This window comes from Marinobacter sp. MDS2 (assembly GCF_030718085.1).
Taxonomy (GTDB): domain Bacteria; phylum Pseudomonadota; class Gammaproteobacteria; order Pseudomonadales; family Oleiphilaceae; genus Marinobacter.
Window position 1 is genome coordinate 82,475 of the sequence record NZ_JAVAJF010000001.1, and the last position, 18,799, is coordinate 101,273.

Below are 18,799 nucleotides of genomic sequence, written 5' to 3' on the forward strand. Positions count from 1 at the left end.
GATGGCAACCGAAACTGCACCACTGCATCCCTCCAGCCGCGTCGCTTCAGGCCTGATATTGGGCGCGGTCGGGCTAATTCTGGCAGTGGCTACCGGTATTCAGGCGGGGGCCGTCGATCTTTCATGGCCACAAATATGGTCAGTCTTCGCCGGAGACAGCACTGAACACGTTCACCGGGTTGTTTTCGATATTCGATTGCCAAGAACGTTGGTGGGGCTATTGATCGGTGTTCATTTTGCGCTGTCTGGTTGGTTGTTGCAGTTGCTCAGCCGAAACCCATTGGCCGAACCCGGTATTCTGGGCATCTCAGCCGGGGCCAGTCTGGTGGCTGTGATCGCCTTCATCGTTGGGGACTGGCTGTTTTCCAGCGGAAATCCCTACAACAACGTGTCTCCCGCATTAGACTACTTGCCACTATTCGCGATGGCCGGTGGCATGGTCGCGGCTGTGGCGGTGTATTTTCTGGGTTTGAGCAATGGCCGATTATCTCCCCTGAAGATGACGTTAATCGGCGCCGTCATCGCCGGTATGTTGCACGCATTAACCACCGGCACGCTGGCCTTTTGGGGACATGCTCATACCGAACTAGTGGCGCAATGGCTGGCTGGTTCTCTGTATGGCGCGAAATGGAGTCACCTCAGCTCACTGTTACCCTGGACAATCATTGGGATCGCCGGCGTAGGGCTGCTCCTACGCCCTCTGAAAGTGATGCAATTGGACGATCAGCACGTTCAAACACTCGGGTTGCCGCTTAACCGCTGGCGAGCGTTTGCTCTGTTGATCGCGACTCTGATGGCGGCCAGCGCCGTTGGCGTTGCCGGCCCCGTAGGTTTCATCGGGCTATTGATTCCACACATTAGCCGCAAGCTCGCCGGGCCCGGTCTTTCGGCACAACTGCTGCTGTGCGTGGTGCTCGGAGCTCTACTCACCGTGGGAGCCGATGTGCTCGGGCGAACGTTATTTTCACCCTATGAAGTACCTGTAGGTGTAGTGTCGGCTATTCTGGGCGTGCCCTTCTTTCTTTATCTGTTATCACGGCAATCCTGAGACACCATGATACAAACTGAAAATCTATCATTAGCTTATGGCGCGACTCCGGTTGTAAACAATGTGTCGCTGGCGATTCCTGAAGGGGCGATCACCTGCTTATTAGGGCCTAATGGCTCTGGGAAGAGCACCTTACTCAAAAGTTTCGCTGGCTTGTTGCCAGCCCGCTCCGGGCGCGTATTACTGGATAGGCAACCGCTAAATCAATGGGACCGTCAACGGCTGGCATTGCGTCTCGCCATGTTGCCGCAAAAACCCATCGTTCCGGATGGTATTCTGGTGAAAGATCTGGTGACTCTGGGCCGCTTTCCCCATCGCAAATGGTGGCAAAAGAATCAGGCCGAGGATAATCGAATCGCCCATGATTCGATGACGATGACAGGCGTAGACGAACTGGCTGATCGGCCGGTGGAAGCACTCTCGGGGGGCCAACAGCAACGGGTGTGGATCGCTATGGCGTTGGCACAGGAAACCAGTATTTTGTTGCTGGATGAACCCACCACGTTTCTGGATTGGGGGTATCAGCTGGAGGTGTTGGAGCTGTTAGCCAAGCTTAACCGTGAGCACGGGTTAACCGTGGTTATGTCATTGCACGATCTGAACCAGGCAGCACAGTTTGCAGACCAAATTGCAGTGATGGCCGAAGGCGAATTACAAACCATGGGAAGCCCGGGCGACGTGATTACCGAATCATTGATCCGGCGAGTCTTTCGTGTAGAAACCAAGGTCACCGTTGAGGAAAACGGCAGGCCTTTCTGTTCAGGGTATGCTTCTGCGCATAAAGGAAGTAGATCGTTAGCGGATGAACATCTAAATCGCACCGCCTCTTACGCATAAAAAAGCCCGGGAGCAGCACACTCCCGGGCTTTTTTGCAGGCATTATCAACGTTAGAAATTAAACTGAACGCCTAAGCCAATACCGTCTACGGTCACGTCGTCATCATCGTAGTAACGCATGTATTCGAGGTTGCCTGATACATTCTGCGCCATTTCGAAGTTGATGCCGGCGCCGTAAGAGAAATCAGAGTCGTCGTCCGAGTCTGAGCCGAAAGCAGTGTCCACTTCAAGTTCCGCACGGGTGAAACCGATCACAGCGTATGGCGTGATGGGGCTTTCATTCACCATATTGAAGGTTGCGTAGCCGCCAAAGAAGTTATCTACTTCAACATCTGCTACTCCCCCAATATTGTCATCATTCACACCAAAGCCAGCACGAGCTTCAAAGCCAACGTATTCGTTAGCCATCACGCCAACTTTGCCAGATAGCGTGCCTACATCTGCGTCTTCGCCATCAAAGTCCAGGTTCATAAATGTATAATTCAGACCTGCATAGAGAGCCCCAACTCCAGACTTATACATGTCTGCAGCTGATGCGGTACTAGCCATAGCCAAACCGGCAGTTGCGATAGATGCAATCAGTAAATTTTTTCTAATAGTCATCAGCGTTCTCCTCAGCATGAACAGAGTTGTTTTTGCTTCTCCTTTTAACTTGGACGATCATCGTGAATATATCCATAGTTAAAACTGAAATTTAACGTCTTTTAATTTCCCGTTAATACTCTCTGTAACGCCCTGTTTCCTTGCGGTTGCACGGCACGGGGGGTATCCTTCCGCATCTCACTGTTAGCTGTTTTGGGCGTCTCTTGAGAAACCTTAGTCCTGTCATCTTAATCGTCAGCATCATGTTTATACTTCTTAGTGTATTCATGACGTTACCGGTCGCTTTGCTTTTTTTTACACCCGATGGTGCGCCCAATGCCACGGCATTCGCGGAATCCGCAGCCCTGGTCTTTTTGCTTGGTGTGATCGGCGTGCTAAGCACCCGGCACCGCTCCAGAGACCTCAAGCCGCGCTACATGTTCGTGCTGACCGTCTCCAGCTGGTTTATTATTTCCGCATTATCCGCAGTACCTTTCTATCTGAGCGACAACGGGCTATCCCTTGCGGATGCTTTTTTTGAAGGCACCTCCGGGATAACCACCACCGGTGCAACAGTATTAACCGGGCTCGACGATTTCGATAAAGATCTGCTGCTTTGGCGTTCGATTCTTCAGTGGCTGGGCGGCATTGGTATCATCGGCATGTTCGTTGCCGTGCTGCCATTCCTGCGTGTCGGCGGTATGCGCCTGTTCGCGACGGAATCCTCTGAGTGGACAGACAAAGCGCTTCCCCGCATGAAAACCCTGAGCCGGGGCCTGCTGATTGTCTATGTGGTACTCACCACCGTTGCGGTGCTCACCTACTGGGCATCGGGCATGTCGTTGTTCGATGCGTTTAACCACGGTTTAACGAGTATCGCGACCGGCGGGTTTTCAACGTCTGATTTCTCGATGGGCAAGTTCAACGATCTGATTCTGGCAGAAGCCACTTTGTTCATGGTCCTTGGCAGCCTGCCATTCTTCCTGTTTGTTCGGGAAATGCATGGCCAGCACTTTGCCCTGTTCCGGGATCAGCAAGTTCGGCTCTTCCTGACAATCTTGCTTACGGTTCCCGCGCTTTTAACACTTTACCGCTGGTGGGTGGCGGAGGATTATTTTGACCCGCTGCACAACTACATTTCAGTGCTGTTTAACGTAACGTCGGTGATCAGTACGTCCGGTTATGCCTCCGAAGACTATTCCGCTTGGGGGCCCTTGGCGTTTGTATTGTTTTTCTTCCTGATGTTTGTAGGCGGGTGTTCAGGGTCAACCGCAGGTGGCATGAAGATCTTCCGATTCCAGCTGTCATTGATGGTTCTACGTGAGCAGTTGTTGAGGCTCTTACACCCTCGCGCGGTGTTCACCCGAAACTACAACGGCAGATCGGTCAGTGACGAAATCATCTCATCGATGATTGCCTACACCTTTATGTTCTTGCTCTGCTTGCTGCTGATCACCGTGCTGCTGGCTTCCTTGCAATTGGACTTCATCACGTCGTTGTCCGGTGCTTTGACATCGCTGACCAACGTTGGCCCGGGCCTCGGCGACATCATCGGCCCAGCCGGAACGTTCGAACCGCTGCCAGACGCAGCAAAATGGATTCTGGCGGTGGGTATGTTGATGGGGCGGCTGGAAATTCTAAGCGTGGTGATCGTGCTGTCACCGGGGTTCTGGCGCGGCTGATCGTGCCGCGCCAGATACTCGCTTAATCAGATTCTGTTTCCATACTTTCTGTATGCCGGCGCGCAGCCAAAGCGTTAACCACCGGATTGGCATACATATCCAGCAAATACTTACGGCCAGCTGTATCGCAGGCATTCAGGCGCTTGGAAATTTCAGCCTTGGCCTCTTCTCGCTCTTCGTTCGAATAAGCGCCCGCTGAAATGGCGTCAATACCTAAGCGATTGGCCGTTTCCGGTGTCTCAACCTGCAAGTTACGCATTTCATACGCTGCCAGGTTGGATGCATGGAGATGGTAATTTGCGTGCATTTCGTGATCAATGTGCGCGGCAAGCTCTTTAGGAGTGTTCGGCGCTTTGGATATGGGTGCCCCGAAGTGCACGTGTACGTGCCCTTTGGGCCCGGTTAGCCCTTTCATGATTTGCTCGGAATCTTCTCCCTCAGCCTTCTGGTAATCGCCAGTGCGTTCACGAATCTCTAACTCTCTGGCTTTATCAACATCACACGGGTCGTATTCGTAAGAAATAGACACCGGCACGATATGCAAACGACTAAGCGCCTCGTCAAAACCCAAGCCGGACTTTTTCTTGCTCATATAGAACATCTTGATGATGGCCGGGTCTGTGGCGTCAATCCCGTCTTTCGCGCGGCCCTCACGCTGAGCAATCCACACACTGTGATTGGTGTCGATACTGTGATTGATAAACCCGGAAAGGGTTAAATACGCATCGCGCATCTCCCGGGGGCTGGTGATGTTCCGGCGCACCAGAAAGCTCTTGTTCAGCTTCATCATTTCGGCAAACACACGGTTGGACAACAGGTTGTCCCCGATAGCAATCCGGGTAGTCTGGAACCCGTTCTGGAACAACAGATAATTAACGATCATCGGATCAAACACAATGTCTCGATGGTTCGAGATAAAAAGATGAGCATTGGTTTTGCTGAGGTTCTCGAGGCCACTGTGAGTGACTTTCAGCGTAGTGCTTTCAACCAACTCTCCGACATACCCCGACAAACTCGTTTGCAGGTCATCGACCGACTTGATATGCCCGAAGCGTTTCAATAACCAGTGGCGAATATAGAACCGCAAAGGCGCCGGTGCCCAAGCGGCCAAACGCGGCGACCTGAAACGGCCGATCATATTCAGGAATTCAGAATCATTAACCAGGCGCTGGATAGTGGGAGCAGTTTCTTCGTCCGAGTAAGGTCGAATTGAGTCAAATTCCTGCATGCGGGCCCTGTTGTTGTTCGCGGATGTTAATCGGATTTTTGAACGGTGCGATATTGTAGCCGGTCTATGACCGGTTTTCCTCCACCTAATCGCCTTGGACATCCTTCAGAAGCCTATATCTGGTATGATTCCCAGCCTGAAATTTACCCTGTCCAAAGGCCTGCGCCCATCATGTACCACGATCATGACTTCGAGCAATTAGCCAAAGAGCGCCCATCGGTTTCTGAAAAGAGCCCGGAACAGGTGCTGCACGAGGTTTTTGGCTACGAAAGCTTCCGCCCGTTACAGGGTGATATCGTTCGGGAAGTGATTAATGGCGGCGACGCATTGGTACTCATGCCGACAGGGGGTGGTAAGTCGCTTTGCTATCAGGTGCCCGCACTGGTTCGAACCGGCACTGCCATTGTGATCTCGCCGCTGATTGCGTTGATGCAAGATCAGGTTAACGCCTTGCGTGAACTGGGTGTGAAAGCAGCCTTCCTGAATTCCTCGATGGATTTCGAGCAAGCTCGCGCTACAGAATACGCATTGATGACCGGTGAGTTGGATCTGCTTTATTGTGCCCCAGAACGCCTGATTCAACCTCGTATTATTGAGCTGCTGCACAACGCATCACTTTTGATGTTTGCAATTGATGAAGCTCACTGCGTGTCTCAGTGGGGACATGATTTCCGGTCGGATTACCTGCAACTCAGCATGTTGGCCGAAGAATTCCCCGGCGTACCCCGCATCGCGCTGACGGCCACCGCCGATGAGCGCACCCGAAAAGAGATTGCCGAGCGCCTTTCACTCACGAACGCCAGGCATTTTGTCAGCGGCTTTGATCGCCCAAACATCCAATACCGTATCACCCCTAAAACAAATGCAAACAGACAGTTATTGGATTTTATTAAAGCAGAGCATCAAGGTGATTGCGGCATCGTGTATTGCCTATCCCGGAACAAAGTAGACGCTACCGCCAAGCTATTGTCCGATAAAGGCTATACCGCTCTCCCCTACCATGCAGGCTTGTCCAGCGAGGAACGGTCACGGAATCAGGAACGCTTTCTAAGGGAAGATGGGGTTATTGTGGTGGCGACAATTGCCTTTGGTATGGGCATCGACAAGCCGGATGTACGGTTTGTCGCGCATCTTGATTTGCCGAAAAGTCTGGAGGCTTATTATCAGGAAACCGGCCGGGCGGGTCGTGATGGCAAACCCTCCACCGCCTGGATGGTGTATGGCTTGCAAGACGTGATCAAACTGCGCCAAATGCTGGAAACCTCTCAAGGCAACGATCAATTCAAACGCGTTGAACGCCAAAAACTGGATGCCATGCTGGGATTGTGCGAAGTCACCCAGTGTCGTCGCCAGGTATTGCTTCGCTACTTTGGGGATACTCTGGAAGAACCCTGCGGCAACTGTGACACCTGCCTGACCCCGCCAGAAACATGGGATGGCACGGTAGCTGTCCAGAAAGCGCTATCTTGCGTGTTCCGTACCGGTCAGCGATACGGCGTCACCTATCTGATTGACGTGCTGAGAGGCTCAAGCAACGAACGCATCCTGCAGGCCGGGCATCAAGCCATCTCCACCTTCGGGATTGGCACCGAGCTTTCGGCCAATGAATGGAAATCAGTCTTCCGGCAATTGGTCGCCAATGGCTACCTGAGGGCTGATCCAGACGGCTACGGCGCGCTTCAGTTAACAGAAATCTGTCGCCCGTTACTGAAAGGGCAGCAGAAGATCGAACTCAGAAAAGATCCGGTGGTGAAGAAAACGTCTGGTACCGGTCCCGGCAAGCGCAGCGGCGCCAATGTGAAAGACCAAATCACCGATCAGGCCGGCTGGGATGCCTTACGGGCTTGCCGAAAGGAGCTGGCGGACAAACAAGGGGTACCGCCCTACGTGATTTTCCACGACACCACCTTGTTCGACATGCTGGAACGTCGGCCAAAATCGTTGGAAGAGCTGGCTGAAGTCAGCGGAGTGGGCGCAGCGAAGCTAGAAAAATACGGAGATATTTTCCTGCAAACGCTGCAGGAGATTGCTCAACCCTGAGGCTTGAAGCCCTTCTTTCGCACCCGGTACTGAGCGAAAGACGTGGCAACATGGTTGCCGTCTTTGTCTCTTAACACCCCTTCCAGAGTGAACTTGCCTCGCCCGGTCGCATTGGCTTCGGCCAAGACCGCGGCAACGGTTTCTTCCGGAAGAGTGAACTCAACCTCCACATCTGAATCAGCGGGCTGCAAAAATTCCAGGGTCATGCTTTTCAAGATCGGCGTGTAAGCCGGGCCCAGATCAAACAATGCCAGAATACCGCCGGGAATTTCAGCCACCAGGAAGTACGCACCCGCATACAAACTGCCAAAGTGATTCTTGTTGCCCTTCAACTTCACCTTCGCGCGCACATAGCCCGGGCGAACTTCCTGCACCGAAAAGCCGTTGCGAGTCGTAAACGGAATGGCCATGCCGACAATACGATTAATCGCGGTGTAACTGCCGGTTTTTTTAATCCACTCCAATGGGTGTAACAAGGTTGCATTTGCATCGGTATGTCCTACCCACTGCCCTGCAGTGCCTATGAGCTTATCAATAACGGCCATGGTGTGGCTCCTCTGATTGTTGAGGCGAGAATGATTGCAATACTGCTGCATAGGTTCAAGAAACTTCGCGAATTATCACGTAAATTTCGTGCAAATCACGCAATTTACGCTAATCTTTCAACCGCGCATTGGCTGTATGACTGTGCTATCGGCTAAAAGAAGGACTTTAAGCTTGCCACCTCTCGCCAGGATTCATCGACTGAAATCGCGAAGTTTGTTGGGGCTTCTACCCATTCTGATTGGATTGCAACTCACCGCAGAGTCAGCCATTGCGGCTGAACCCAACGATTACATTCTCTGGTACCGAAATTACGACAACCCGGCCATTCACACGCTGGTTGAGCTGGCATTCAATAAAACTCCCGAATACGGCGGCTTCCGGCTGATCCGGAGTGAGGAGTTAAGCCAAGGCCGAGTACTCCGAGAGCTTGCCGGTAACAATTCTGAACTGGTCGATATCGCCAACGTGGCCACATCACCTGAACGGGAAACCGCACTTACCCCCGTTCCGATTCCCGTCGATGGCGGACTTCTGGGGTTCCGCGTTTGCTTGGTGTTACCGGAAAACCTCAGAAAATTTCATGGCATCACCAATATCGAAGACCTCTACTCGCGCAATATCCGGATTGGTCAAGGCGCTCACTGGCCAGATACACCTATTCTCAAGAGCAATGGCGTAAGCGTGATCACCCATACCCGATACGAAATCCTTTTTGGCATGCTCCAGAATCGGAGATTCGAATGTTTCGCGAGGGGCATCAGCGAGGTGATGTTTGAGCTGGAGCGCGATGACGCGAAGGGGCTGGTTGTTGAACCCACGCTTCTCTTGGCCTATCCGATGCCTTCGTATTTGTTTGTGGCGCCGGCTGATCATGAAACAGCCCACAGATTACAACTGGGTCTGGAGCGTGCCATCAAAGACGGTAGTTTTGCGGCCTATCTAAAACATTCATTTGGAGAGAGCGTGGCCCGCCTGAATCTTAATCGGCGAACGGTGATCTCTTTAGATAACCCTCACCTGACGGAAGATTCCGGGTACGTTGCCAGACGCATTCTGGACAACCTAGAACGGAGAATTGACTACCTGACCGGCAACCACTAACACTGCGCAAAGCCATCCTTGGCCTTGCCATATAACGATCAGATTAATCGACTTTAAACCGGCTCACTCTTTCGTTAAGAGTATGCCCGATGCTTTCAATCTGACTGCTGTACACGTCATTTTCACTGGTGGCTTCCGCCGCAGCCTGGCCTTGTTCGGCAATGCGTGTGATCGACGCATTCAACTCTTCAGTAACAGACGTCTGTTCTTCTGACGCCGTCGCAATCTGCGACGTCATCTGACTGATTGACGTAATGGCCTCAGCAATCCGATTCAAAGACTCCATCGCATCCTGAGCCTTCTCCATACTCACATTGGAAACCGCAGTGGATGCTTTCATCACATCAACCGCATCGTTAGCACCTTTCTGAAGGCGCTCGATCATGTTGTTGATTTCCTCTGTGGATGCGCGGGTGCGCTGTGCCAGATTGCGAACCTCGTCAGCAACCACAGCAAAACCACGGCCAGCTTCGCCCGCCCGTGCTGCTTCGATTGCAGCGTTCAGAGCAAGCAGGTTGGTTTGCTCGGCAATACCTTGAATCACCTCAAGAACCGTAGTGATTGAAGAAACGTCCTGACCAAGCTTATCGATGACCTCGGCCGCCGCCGTGATCTCATGAGACAGTTTTTGCACCGCATCCCGAGACGCAGCAACGGTTTCCCGGGAGCCAAGGCTTTCGTGGTCTGCCTGTTCGGCGGCTTCCGCCGTCTGTTGGGCACTCTGAGCAATTTCATTCGCCGCCGCAGACATCTCGTTAATGGCCGTCGCCACCATATTGATTTCGCCCTGCTGTCCTTCCACGCTGTTGCGACTGTTGCTGGAAGTTTGTCGAAGTGAGGTCACGTTCTGAGACAGCTCTTCACTACCTTCTTTCACCTCACTCACAACTTGCTGAATGTTTGATACAAACTTATTGAAGTTGCTTGCGAGAAGTCCAAACTCGTCACTGCCACTGTCATCAAGGCGCTGGGTAAGATCGGCATCGCCGGACGCAATGTCGGACATGGCATCATTCAACCTGCGCACCGGTGCCATCAACGCGCGAATACCAAAGTGAAGGATGATCAGAGCTAAAATCAAGCCAACAAAGGCAATGGTCAGGCTGGCCATTCTTGCGTCTACAACGGGTTGGGTGATTTGGTCCCAGTTCACCACCGAGCCAATATACCAATCCACGCCTCGGGCATCGGAGATCGGGAAAAACGCGACACTCCACTCTGTCCCGTTTCGCTCGTATCGCTTAGGCGTGCCATCCTTTGCGGGTGCATACCCCAGGAAATCCCGGGCACTCTTGCCGATCAACGACGGATCCGGGTGAAACAGGATGGTTCCGTCACCGTCCATCAACATGGCATAGCCCGCGTCACCAAGGGTGATTGCGGCCAGCAGTTCCTGGATTACGTTAAGGCTGATATCCATACCGGCCACGCCTTCAAACCTGCCGGAAGACACCGGAGCGATGGCCGAGATCAAGGTCTCGCCGGTCTGGGCATCCTGATAAATCCCGGTAAAAGAGGCTCTGCCTTCCGCGCGCGCCTGCTTGTACCAAGGTCGTTCCCGTGGATCGAAGCTGGCACCCAAAGCCTGCTCAGAAGCCATGGAGCGCATAATCATTCGGCCATCGGTGGTACCCACGTAGACATCTTTCGCGTTACCGCCCTCTGTCATACTGTTCAGCAGAACCCGTGCTTGTTCGTCTGTTTCCGTGTTGCCCAGAGCTTTCGCCGCCGCACTGGTCATATCCAAACGGGTGTTCAGCCAGCCAGCAATACTCGCAGTGCTCTGCTCAATGGCCCCATCTAACATGGCAAACACATAAGTGTCTGTGGTTTTCTGAATCTGGCGATCCGAAGTAAACGCGAAAACAGCCATGATGACGGCGATCAGAACGCCGACAGCAACCAGCAGTTTCTGCCCGAATGTAAGTTGCACGATGAAAGTTCCTCCAAGGAATAAGCGGTGCGCGAGTTTAATCCAGTTGTCTGAAAGGCACAGTTACCAAGTGTATCGGCGGCCGCTACCGGTTCTTTAGGTGAACGTGTAGGTGCCTGCATACTCTGCTAATATTCGACGCACTATCGTCTTTTGCCGATGCGGAAACCCAACGGAGAGAGCTTGCATGGCCCACGAAGATCTACACCTGAATCTGCGAAACCTCACCCTCGATGATTACAGCGAATTGCAGGCACTGATGGACGATGTTTATGACGACATCGGCGGAGCGTGGCCAAAAGACACTATCAAGACCCTGGTGGAGCAGTTTCCAGACGGACAAGTTTGTATTGAGGAAAGCGGCAAACTGGTGGCCGTTGCCCTTACCGTGTGTGTGAAGTACGAAAGATTCAGCAACCCTCACGCCTACGACGACCTGATTCTTCGTAACGAAAAAATTTGGCACAACCCCAACGGCGACTCGTTATACGGTCTGGATGTATTCATTCACCCGGAATACCGCGGTTACCGATTGGGGCGCCGCCTTTATGAGGCCCGCAAAGAACTTTGCCGGTCCATGAACCTGAGGGCGATTCTCGCCGGTGGCCGAATACCTAATTACTTCAAATATGCCGAACAATATACGCCGGAAGAGTACATTCAACGGGTAGATCGAAAAGAGATCTACGACCCCATCCTGAGCTTTCAGCTTTCCAACGATTTTCAGGTCACCCGGCTCATGCACAAATACCTGCCAGAGGATGAGAAATCCCTTGGCTATGCCACCTTGCTGGAATGGCGAAACATCCTTTACCTGCCCCCCACCTCCGTTCTGGACGTGAAGAAGACCCAGGTTAGGATGGGAGCTGTACAGTGGCAAATGCGAGAGTTCACCTCTGTAGAAGAAGTACTCAAGCAAGTCGAATACTTTGTGGACGCCCTTTCAGACTACAAAAGTGATTTCGCACTTTTCCCGGAATTTTTTAATGCCCCCCTAATGGGCTTGACCGACCAGCTGGATCAAACGCGGGCCATCCGTTTTCTCGCGGGCTTTACAGAGCAGTTCCGTAATGAAATGTCGGATATGGCAGTCAGCTACAACATCAACATCATCACCGGGTCTATGCCCCTGATTGAAGATGACCGCGTGTACAACGTTTCGTACTTGTGTCACCGGGATGGCCGGGTTGATGAACAGCGAAAAATTCATATCACCCCGCACGAGCGTCGCGACTGGGTGATTGAGGGCGGTCACGAATTTGAAGTGTTTGAGACCGATGCTGGCCGTGTTGCCATTCTCATTTGTTACGACATTGAGTTTCCTGAGCTAGGCCGGATTGCCGCCGAAAAGGAAGTCGATATTATTTGCGTGCCTTTCTGGACAGATACCAAAAACGGCTACCTCAGAGTAAGGCATTGCGCGCAGGCTCGTGCCATTGAAAACGAATGCTATGTTGTTATTACCGGCAGTGTTGGTAACCTGCCGAAGGTGGAGAATCTGGACGTTCAATACGCCCAGTCATCCGTGTTTTCGCCGTCTGACTTTGCCTTTCCGCACGATGCAGTGATGGCAGAGACAACACCTAATACAGAAATGATCATGTTTTCCGACATGGATCTCGACAAACTCAAGCTGGTCCGCAACGAAGGTTCGGTCACCAATCTGTTGGATCGTCGAGTAGATCTGTATCAAATAAAAACACGAAAGCCAGCGGTAGAATCATAAACAGGGATAAATGGGTGTCATTGCCAAACGGACACAGTCCGTCTATTGTTCAAATTACGCCCATTACAAGTGATCGCCATTAAGAGCAGAGAACAGGTTTCATGAAGAGCGCACTACCGGATCTTGTCGCCCACTTCCGTTATCGGCATGGTTTCTTCCGTCGAGAAGAGGTTCATGCCCGGTTGTACGAGCTGGACAGCTTTGGGTGCATCATGAAAACCGATAAACCTTTCGAACCTGGCGATACGGTCACGCTTGATCTTGTGATGAAAATGCCTCTCGATGACATTTGGGCCAAGGGCATATCCGGCTTGGTCACCGAGAAAAGAAAACACTGTAGCAACTTCTTTTACTCGATTGATTTCATTCAACCTGATTCGAATGAAAACTCTCCGTTAAGTGAAAAACTACGGCGCATCCGGGAGGTGCTTTACAAAAAGCAAACCCTTAGATCGCGCAGGGCTGCTGGCCCAACAACCTGGTCACGGCAAACAGCCTGAATTGTTTTCTAACGAAGCCTATCCCGCAAGGAGACAGCCTGATGGCAAAGAAATCCAAGCCAAGCATCGAAGCAATCGTAAAGTCAGTGAATAAAGAATTTGATAAAGCATCCACGCAAATTGAAGGCTTGATCAATGATGCCCTCAAACAGCTGGATCAGCTGCAAAGTCAGGTTCAGGAACCGGTTCGCAAACTACTGAAAGAGGTAGAAGAACTGCGGGAGCGGGAAATCGGCCGCTTTAACGACGAGCTGGAGCGCCGTATGAATGATTTCCACGAGCTGCAAACCAGCTTGCTGGAGAAACTGGGCATCGCCTCTAAAGAAGTGGAAACCGACGTTAAAAAGGCAGCAAAGACCACAGTCAAAAAGGCAAAGACCGCTGCACAGCCCGCCAAACCTGCGGCCAAAAAGCCAGCCGCAAAAAAGGCTCCAGCCAAGAAACCTGCCGCTAAGAAACCCGCGGCAAAAAAAGCAGCCAAGCCAGCCGACAAATCAGACCTGACCTTGGTTAAAGGCATTGGCCCTGCAACAGCCAAAAAAATGAAAGATGCCGGCATCACGTCGATTGAGCAAATCGCCAACCCGAGCGACGCCGACAAGAAAAAACTGGAAGCGTTCAAGAGCGTTAAAGGCTTCGATAGTCTTTCCAGTGAAGCGAAGAAAGTACTTTAACTGTCCGCACTTACAACGAGCGCCAGAGCCCTCTCCAGGCTCTGGCGCTCTTGTTCAGGCTGGAAGGTATCGGCCAGCTCCACTACCCTTCTCTTAAGCTCCGCCAAGAACTCACTGTCGTTTTCAGCGCGAGCCATCAGATCGGCCAAGGCGCGATCATCTTTTGCCGGAAAATAGCCCGGATAATCATCGCCCAGCAAACCTCTGTTACCCGGAATATCCGACGCCAGTATCGGCAGTTCAGCCCGACAGGCTTCGGAAATGACGTTCGCACCACCCTCCATAACCGAGCTGATCACCATCACGCTGCTGACCGCCACCAAATTGGCCAGTTCCGGGCGGTTCAACTCTCCCAGCCAGCGGAACCGGGGGTTGCTTCGGCCTTCCTGCAGGGCTAGTTCTCGCCATTCATCGCTGTACGGCTTGCCGGCGCAGGACACTATAACGTTCGAATGCTCTGGCAGATGGCGGCTGGCAATAGCAGCTCTAAGAGAGTCTTTCTCTTCTCTGAGATGCCCCAAAACGCAGATATGAAACTGCCCGGGTTCCAGCCGAGATCCCCCGAAAGCTGCAGGCTTATCCGCAGACTGGCGCAGGGTCAGCAATTTACCTGCGTAGCGCTCGGGAATGTCCTGAGCGACCAGATCATGCAAGCCGATCAGCAAATCTGAAAGGTCCATCGACTCGTAAGTTACATCAGGGAATTCATGCTGGTGGTGATAGATATCCGTGCCTGTAAGCACCACAATCAACGGAGTTTCCGGCCAGGCAGCCTTGAACGCTTTAATGACGTTCGCGCTGCGCCAGGCATGAAGAGCAATGAGCAGATCGCATTGCTCACCCTGATACTCAGTTTCAACCGCAACCTGATGCCCGGATTGCTGAAGCAATTGTTGCCATCGTACCGCGGTTGCCCGGTTGCCAGCTTTGGACTCTGGCCCTGCCGGGGTAATAATGATGATATCCATAATCGCCACATTCGGAGGTTTCAAAGATTCTGCATGGGTAGTTGCGTTAGGTAAAGTATTGACTTGGAAAGCGGTTCATCAATCACGTAATTCAAGGTATCCTGAAACGGATATTGGCACCCGCCTTTCCCTCGCTGACCAGAAATAACAAAGGAATGAATTCCATGGCGATGAAACAATTGCGCAAGTGGTTAGCCACTGGCCTTATCTCAATGTCTGTGTTTTCAGCAGCTCAAGCCGAAACCTTTATTTTCACCGCAATCCCTGACGAAGACGAAACCAAACTGGTTGAGCGCTTTCGTGGCGTCGCGGATTATCTGGAAGAGAAACTGGATGTAGAGGTTCGCTACATCCCGGTTAAATCCTATGCCGCTGCCGTATCGGCATTCCGAAACAATCAAGTACAGCTGGCATGGTTTGGCGGCCTGTCTGGCGTGCAGGCGCGTCGTTTGGTGGATGGATCCGAAGCCATCGCCCAAGGCGTTGAAGACGAAGCCTTCGAGACTTATTTCATCGCCAATACCGAAACCGGTATCGAGCCTTCCGATTCTCTGGAAAGCCTGGAAGACCAACTTCGCGGCAAAACCTTTACGTTTGGCTCTAAAGGCTCCACCTCTGGGCGCTTGATGCCGGAATTCTACATTCGTGACACCTTTAACGAAGCCCCGGACTCCGTGTTCTCCCGCGTCGGGTTCAGCGGTAACCACACCCGCACGTTGCGCTTGGTAGAAGCCGGCACCTATGAAGTTGGCGCTCTGAACTTCCAGGTTTGGGAGAAAGAACTGGCCAACGGCAATATTGATACCGATGCCGTGCAGGTTATCTGGAAAACACCTGCCTACCCCGACTACCAGTGGACCATCCGAGGCGATGTTAACGAAACCTTCGGCGAAGGTTTCAAAGACCGTGTAACCGAAGCTCTGCTGGAGCTGGACGACCCTGCCCTGCTGGAAAGCTTTCCCCGGTCCGGGTTTATTCCTGCGTCTAACGACGATTACGAGCCGATCCGTAAGACAGCCGTTAACATTGGAATCCTGGATTAATGTCAGAGTTTGATTTTCATGGCCTGACAGCCAGCTTTGAAGGACAGCGGGTGATTGGCCCGCTGTCACTTCACATGAACGAAGGTGAGCACATCGCGTTGGTCGGTAAAAGTGGTGCGGGGAAATCAACACTGATCAAAGTGCTTTACGAACGCCTGCAGCAGCAAGCATCTCTGATTCCGCAAGGGTTAGGGCTAGTCAATGCGTTGCCGGTATTCCATAACGTATTTATGGGCCAGCTTGACCATCACCCGACCTGGTATAACACGCTGACGTTATTGCGCCCCTTTTCAAAAGACAAGAACACCGTTAAAGCTCTGCTCGATGAGCTCTCGATTTCGGAAAAGCTATGGATACCAGCGGCAACACTGTCGGGTGGCCAACGCCAACGGGTAGCCATTGCCCGTGCACTTTATCGGCAAGCGCCGATACTGTTAGCTGACGAACCCATTTCAGCTCTGGATGGCCCTATGGCGCATGCCGCCATGCAATTGCTGACCGGCCGCTTCAACACCAGCATTGTTGCACTCCACGACGTAGAGATGGCGCTCGCCTACTGCGACCGGATTATCGGCATTCAAGACGGCCAGATAGCGCTGGATGAACCAGCGAAAAATCTGGTAGCGTCAGACATTGCTTCGATCTACTGACTGGCCGATCAAAACCATGTTCGCCTACCCTACCGTCCGCACCAGCTTCATTTTCCTGGCTATCGCCTTAGCGGGACTGTTGGTGGCCGACATTGCCATTACCACCGCAAATCCCTGGCAGGATTTGGGCCGGCTGTTTTGGGGGGTCGTAACGCCTAACTTCTTCAGCACCGAAGGCTTGCTGACAGCACTGCTTCGCACAGTCGCATTTGCGTTTGTCGGCGTGGCCCTTGGCAGCGTATGCGGATTCGCTCTCTCGCTGGTGTACCGATTCTTACCCGTACGCATGTTCTGCGCGTTCATTCGCTCTATTCATGAACTGTTCTGGGCCCTGATCTTTCTCCAGTTTTTCGGCTTTCATCCGCTCACCGGTGTATTGGCCATCGCCATTCCCTACGCCGGCATTTTTGCCAAGGTGTATTCAGAGATCTTTGAAGAATCCGACCCAGAGCCCGGCCGGCTTCTGCCGCCCGGCACCTCAGCCATTTCGGCGTTTCTCTACGCCAAAATTCCGGACTGCTGGGTACAGCTCAGAACCTACACCGCCTACCGCCTTGAGTGCGGCATGCGCTCTTCAGCCATTCTCGGGTTTGTTGGCCTGCCCACGCTGGGTTTCTATCTGGAATCGTCCTTCTCTCAAGGGCTGTATTCCGACGCCGGCGCCATGCTGGTGCTGTTTTACGTTCTGATTGCCACCATGCCCCTTTGGGTTCGCCCCAAGCTGCTTCCGGCCTACATTTTAGCAGCGCCGTTTTTTCTGGGTGATGGCATGCCCATTATCTGGGGCAATGTAAAGCGCTTCTTTACCGAAGACATTGTTCCGGCCCCCCTGCGCAACGGCGAGGGTTTGATCGGGCTTTCCGAATGGATGGCCGATGTATGGGTTAACGAGGCGCTGCCCGGCATTTGGAACACCGTAGTCCTCACCCAGATTGCTCTGGTCGCCACCGGCATTTTGTCGCTGCTGGCTTTCCCGCTCATCTCCAGACACTTTGGCGGGCCGGTCCGGCGCACTTCTGGTCACATTCTTTTGGTCATCGCCCGCTCTACACCCGAATACATCCTCGCGTATATCTTGCTTCAGCTCTGGGGGCCTTCCATGCTCCCGGCGGTGGTTGCACTGGCGCTGCATAATGGCGGCATTATCGGCCATCTGATTGGTCGGCAAACCAATACCATCGAACTGCGCCCTGACGCACCAACCGGCCTGTCCCGGTACAGCTGGGAATTGCTGCCCCGCGTATACCGCTCTTTCCTGGCGTTTCTGTTTTACCGGTGGGAAATCATCATGCGGGAGACCGCCATTCTAGGGATTCTGGGCATATACACTCTGGGCTTTTATGTAGACAGTGCTATCCAGAACATCCGCTTTGACCGGGCGATGGTGCTGATTCTGATTACGGCGCTACTGAACATTGGCGTGGATGCCCTCGGCCGTTACATTCGGCGAAAACTTGCCCTCAAAACCATGCCCACCTGCTGAATTTCCCCAAAACCATTGGGACAAGCGTCACAGATCAACAAGCCCACGTGCAATCCACCACGAACTGTGGAGTGGGTTGCACCGAACCGCAGTTACTCAATGTTACACTTCCTGCCATCGAGCAACGCATCAACAATGTTTTCAGGAACTTAGCGCAATGGTCTACGGGGTGGTGGCAATAACTCAAATCGGGCTTCTGTTATTGCTCGGCCTGCTGGGGGTGCGAATGTACAGTTTAAGCCGGCGGGAAGTTGCTGAGCCTCATGGCCCTGTTGCATTCATTAATAGTGATTGGCCTTACACGTCCGGCAAACGCACCCGCGCACCAGCGAAAGATACAGTCCCTATGGCTTTGGACCGAGCTGATTTGTGCTCAAAGCTGCATATTCTTGCCGGGTTACAAGAGCGGGATTGCCATTTGAAGGGGTTATCGATCGCTGAAGCCCCGCCTGCCGTGAGGGCCTACGCGACCGCCTGGCTTTACGGGGCTAGTTGTTCATTGTGCCCGAAAGCTGCACGCCATTCTGACGGATTAGCCGTAATTGTTGCGGGCATTGCCAGCCGGAAAACCGGCATGCGCCAAACCGAAGCGATACAAGCCATTGCCACACTCACCTCCAACAACATCTTGCTCGCCTGTTATCGGGCTGGGCTTGAAGGTGCGGAATTCTGGGAAGACAACCACCACGTGCCCTCATCAGCAAGCTTGTATGAAGCCGTTACAAGCAATGCCTTTATCTGAACCGGTCTTGTTTCCA

17 protein-coding genes are annotated in these 18,799 nt (G+C 52.7%); 12 read left to right on the forward strand and 5 right to left on the reverse strand.

The genetic code is table 11. From position 1 onward, the window contains the following. Position 1: 1 nt before the first annotated feature. Positions 2–1,048: an iron ABC transporter permease gene (locus Q9245_RS00380; protein ID WP_305895306.1), complete on the forward strand. Its 1,047-nt coding sequence runs from the start codon at positions 2–4 to the stop codon at positions 1,046–1,048. A 6-nt stretch (positions 1,049–1,054) separates the two neighbouring features. After that, positions 1,055–1,885 carry an ABC transporter ATP-binding protein gene (locus tag Q9245_RS00385; RefSeq protein ID WP_305895307.1) on the forward strand — a complete coding sequence of 277 codons (831 nt, stop codon included), beginning with the start codon at positions 1,055–1,057 and terminating at the stop codon, positions 1,883–1,885. A gap of 51 nt (positions 1,886–1,936) precedes the next feature. Here Q9245_RS00385 and Q9245_RS00390 read toward each other — a convergent pair whose 3' ends face one another. Next, positions 1,937–2,488, reverse strand: coding sequence for a porin family protein (locus tag Q9245_RS00390; RefSeq protein ID WP_305895308.1), 552 nt, complete (start codon positions 2,486–2,488; stop codon positions 1,937–1,939). A gap of 242 nt (positions 2,489–2,730) precedes the next feature. Here Q9245_RS00390 and Q9245_RS00395 point away from each other — a divergent pair, with 242 nt between their 5' ends. Continuing rightward, entirely contained in the window at positions 2,731–4,149 is a 1,419-nt protein-coding gene (locus Q9245_RS00395) for a TrkH family potassium uptake protein (protein WP_305895309.1), read from the forward strand. A 22-nt stretch (positions 4,150–4,171) separates the two neighbouring features. On the opposite strand, the gene Q9245_RS00400 is transcribed toward Q9245_RS00395, so the two are convergent. Beyond that, entirely contained in the window at positions 4,172–5,377 is a 1,206-nt protein-coding gene (locus Q9245_RS00400; RefSeq protein WP_305895310.1) for a 1-acyl-sn-glycerol-3-phosphate acyltransferase, read from the reverse strand. 171 nt (positions 5,378–5,548) lie between these two features. Here Q9245_RS00400 and recQ point away from each other — a divergent pair, with 171 nt between their 5' ends. Next, positions 5,549–7,417, forward strand: coding sequence for a DNA helicase RecQ (recQ, locus tag Q9245_RS00405; RefSeq protein WP_305895311.1), 1,869 nt, complete (start codon positions 5,549–5,551; stop codon positions 7,415–7,417). Here the strand turns inward: recQ and Q9245_RS00410 are convergent. Next, complete coding sequence (locus Q9245_RS00410) at positions 7,408–7,962, reverse strand: YiiD C-terminal domain-containing protein (protein ID WP_305895312.1); 555 nt, start codon at positions 7,960–7,962, stop codon at positions 7,408–7,410. The genes recQ and Q9245_RS00410 overlap by 10 nt on opposite strands. Before the next feature lie 172 nt (positions 7,963–8,134). On the opposite strand from Q9245_RS00410, the gene Q9245_RS00415 reads away from it, so the two are divergent. Continuing rightward, positions 8,135–9,064, forward strand: coding sequence for a hypothetical protein (locus Q9245_RS00415; RefSeq protein WP_305895313.1), 930 nt, complete (start codon positions 8,135–8,137; stop codon positions 9,062–9,064). 43 nt (positions 9,065–9,107) lie between these two features. Here the strand turns inward: Q9245_RS00415 and Q9245_RS00420 are convergent, their stop codons facing one another. Beyond that, a complete protein-coding gene (locus tag Q9245_RS00420; RefSeq protein WP_305895314.1) occupies positions 9,108–10,997 on the reverse strand; it encodes a methyl-accepting chemotaxis protein in 1,890 nt (629 codons plus the stop codon). 187 nt (positions 10,998–11,184) lie between these two features. Between Q9245_RS00420 and Q9245_RS00425 the strand changes: the two genes are divergently transcribed. The 3 genes from Q9245_RS00425 (at position 11,185) to Q9245_RS00435 (ending at position 13,897) form a co-directional block, all read left to right on the forward strand. Further along, positions 11,185–12,723, forward strand: a complete 1,539-nt coding sequence (locus tag Q9245_RS00425) for a bifunctional GNAT family N-acetyltransferase/carbon-nitrogen hydrolase family protein (RefSeq protein ID WP_305895315.1) — start codon at positions 11,185–11,187, stop codon at positions 12,721–12,723. A 212-nt stretch (positions 12,724–12,935) separates the two neighbouring features. Next, positions 12,936–13,223 carry a hypothetical protein gene (locus Q9245_RS00430; RefSeq protein WP_348425030.1) on the forward strand — a complete coding sequence of 96 codons (288 nt, stop codon included), beginning with the start codon at positions 12,936–12,938 and terminating at the stop codon, positions 13,221–13,223. Positions 13,224–13,264: 41 nt separating this feature from the next. After that, positions 13,265–13,897 carry a helix-hairpin-helix domain-containing protein gene (locus Q9245_RS00435; protein ID WP_305895317.1) on the forward strand — a complete coding sequence of 211 codons (633 nt, stop codon included), beginning with the start codon at positions 13,265–13,267 and terminating at the stop codon, positions 13,895–13,897. On the opposite strand, the gene senB is transcribed toward Q9245_RS00435, so the two are convergent. Beyond that, positions 13,894–14,865 (reverse strand): selenoneine biosynthesis selenosugar synthase SenB, encoded by a 972-nt coding sequence (senB, locus tag Q9245_RS00440; RefSeq protein ID WP_305895318.1) that lies wholly within the window; start codon positions 14,863–14,865, stop codon positions 13,894–13,896. The two genes, Q9245_RS00435 and senB, sit on opposite strands and share 4 nt — an antisense overlap. A 164-nt stretch (positions 14,866–15,029) precedes the next feature. On the opposite strand from senB, the gene Q9245_RS00445 reads away from it, so the two are divergent. The 4 genes from Q9245_RS00445 to Q9245_RS00460 all read left to right on the forward strand — a co-directional run bounded on the left by Q9245_RS00445 (position 15,030) and on the right by Q9245_RS00460 (position 18,783). Beyond that, a complete protein-coding gene (locus Q9245_RS00445) occupies positions 15,030–15,908 on the forward strand; it encodes a putative selenate ABC transporter substrate-binding protein (RefSeq protein WP_305895319.1) in 879 nt (292 codons plus the stop codon). Further along, positions 15,908–16,558, forward strand: coding sequence for an ATP-binding cassette domain-containing protein (locus Q9245_RS00450; protein WP_305895320.1), 651 nt, complete (start codon positions 15,908–15,910; stop codon positions 16,556–16,558). The genes Q9245_RS00445 and Q9245_RS00450 overlap by 1 nt, the downstream gene beginning before the upstream one ends. Positions 16,559–16,574: 16 nt before the next feature. Continuing rightward, on the forward strand, positions 16,575–18,041 hold the full coding sequence (locus Q9245_RS00455; protein WP_305897140.1) for an ABC transporter permease: 1,467 nt from the start codon (positions 16,575–16,577) through the stop codon (positions 18,039–18,041). Between the two features lie 226 nt (positions 18,042–18,267). Next, positions 18,268–18,783, forward strand: coding sequence for a hypothetical protein (locus tag Q9245_RS00460; RefSeq protein WP_305895321.1), 516 nt, complete (start codon positions 18,268–18,270; stop codon positions 18,781–18,783). Positions 18,784–18,799: the final 16 nt, after the last annotated feature.

Bases quoted from the DNA above. Each gene is read 5' to 3' on its own strand.
- Q9245_RS00380 (WP_305895306.1), top strand. From the start codon at position 2: ATGGCAACCGAAACTGCACCACTGCATCCCTCCAGCCGCGTCGCTTCA.
- Q9245_RS00385 (WP_305895307.1), top strand. From the start codon at position 1,055: ATGATACAAACTGAAAATCTATCATTAGCTTATGGCGCGACTCCGGTT.
- Q9245_RS00390 (WP_305895308.1), bottom strand. From the start codon at position 2,488: ATGACTATTAGAAAAAATTTACTGATTGCATCTATCGCAACTGCCGGT.
- Q9245_RS00395 (WP_305895309.1), top strand. From the start codon at position 2,731: ATGTTTATACTTCTTAGTGTATTCATGACGTTACCGGTCGCTTTGCTT.
- Q9245_RS00400 (WP_305895310.1), bottom strand. From the start codon at position 5,377: ATGCAGGAATTTGACTCAATTCGACCTTACTCGGACGAAGAAACTGCT.
- recQ (WP_305895311.1), top strand. From the start codon at position 5,549: ATGTACCACGATCATGACTTCGAGCAATTAGCCAAAGAGCGCCCATCG.
- Q9245_RS00410 (WP_305895312.1), bottom strand. From the start codon at position 7,962: ATGGCCGTTATTGATAAGCTCATAGGCACTGCAGGGCAGTGGGTAGGA.
- Q9245_RS00425 (WP_305895315.1), top strand. From the start codon at position 11,185: ATGGCCCACGAAGATCTACACCTGAATCTGCGAAACCTCACCCTCGAT.
- Q9245_RS00430 (WP_348425030.1), top strand. From the start codon at position 12,936: ATGAAAACCGATAAACCTTTCGAACCTGGCGATACGGTCACGCTTGAT.
- Q9245_RS00435 (WP_305895317.1), top strand. From the start codon at position 13,265: ATGGCAAAGAAATCCAAGCCAAGCATCGAAGCAATCGTAAAGTCAGTG.
- senB (WP_305895318.1), bottom strand. From the start codon at position 14,865: ATGGATATCATCATTATTACCCCGGCAGGGCCAGAGTCCAAAGCTGGC.
- Q9245_RS00445 (WP_305895319.1), top strand. From the start codon at position 15,030: ATGGCGATGAAACAATTGCGCAAGTGGTTAGCCACTGGCCTTATCTCA.
- Q9245_RS00450 (WP_305895320.1), top strand. From the start codon at position 15,908: ATGTCAGAGTTTGATTTTCATGGCCTGACAGCCAGCTTTGAAGGACAG.
- Q9245_RS00455 (WP_305897140.1), top strand. From the start codon at position 16,575: ATGTTCGCCTACCCTACCGTCCGCACCAGCTTCATTTTCCTGGCTATC.
- Q9245_RS00460 (WP_305895321.1), top strand. From the start codon at position 18,268: ATGTACAGTTTAAGCCGGCGGGAAGTTGCTGAGCCTCATGGCCCTGTT.